General features: G+C 54.7%; 1 protein-coding gene. It reads right to left on the reverse strand.

What is annotated here, in order from left to right; all coding sequences use genetic code 11:
- Positions 1–165: 165 nt before the first annotated feature.
- Positions 166–1166, reverse strand: a 1001-nt coding sequence (mdtK, locus tag FDW87_RS10615) for an MdtK family multidrug efflux MATE transporter (protein ID WP_252363109.1), incomplete at its 5' end; no start/stop codon positions are given.

Consider the following 1166-nt stretch of genomic DNA (forward strand, 5'->3'; position numbering starts at 1 on the left):
GCCAGGGATGCAAGGGAGGCGGCGGTGAGCCTCTCTTGCACGTTCACGGGTATAACGATATCAGAGAAGCAACGTACATAAGGTGAACGGAAACCAATTCAGAGTAAAACGTTCTCCATTCATGCTTAACTGAACAGTATTGGCCAGATGGCGGCTATTTGGGGATTATCGTGCGGCGCGTTGTAAAATAACCGCTGACGGCTGGCGCTGCAGAAAACGCATCCGCAGCATCATCAACACTGCCGCAGAGGTCAGGCCGATAATAAAGCCCATCCAGAATCCTGCCGGTCCCATCCGGTCAACCACCAGATCGGTCAGCGCCAGAATATAACCGCTCGGCAGACCCAGTACCCAGTATGCCGTAAAGGTAATAAAGAAAATGGAACGCGTATCTTTATAACCACGTAGGATACCGCTGCCAATAACCTGGATAGAGTCCGATATTTGATACACCGCGGCCAGTAACATGAGCTGCGCTGCCAGAGCGACAACTTCCGGGTTATTGTTGTAGAGCAGGGCAATGTGCTCACGGAATGTCACGGTGAAAATCGCCGTCACAACCGCCATGCAGACGCCGACGCCCAGACCTGTTCTGGCTGCGGTTTGCGCATCCAGCGTGGAACCCTGGCCCAGACGATAACCGACTCGAATGGTGACGGCTGCAGCCAGAGACATCGGCAGGACGAACATTAACGAGCTGAAGTTGAGCGCGATCTGGTGTCCGGCCACGTCGACAATCCCCAGCGGGGAAACCAGCAGCGCCACCACAGCAAACAGCGTCACTTCGAAAAATAACGCCAGCGCGATAGGTAAACCCAGCTGTACCAGGCGCTTCATTACGGCGGTGTCCGGTTTCTGGAAACCACGCTCATTACGGATATCACGCATCGAGCGTGCGCGTTTAACGTATGACAGCATGGCGATAAACATCACCCAGTAAACCGCCGCTGTTGCCACGCCGCAGCCCACGCCGCCTAGCTCCGGCATGCCAAAATGCCCATAAATGAAAACATAGTTAACAGGAATGTTCACCAGCAGGCCGAGAAATCCCATCACCATCGCCGGTTTGGTTTTGGCCAGACCTTCACACTGGTTACGGGCTACCTGGAAGAACAAATACCCCGGCGCGCCCCACAGCAACGCACGCAGGTAGCCGACGGCTTTAT

The organism is Citrobacter sp. wls826, assembly GCF_005281245.1.
In the GTDB taxonomy this organism is placed as follows: Bacteria; Pseudomonadota; Gammaproteobacteria; order Enterobacterales; family Enterobacteriaceae; genus Citrobacter; species Citrobacter braakii.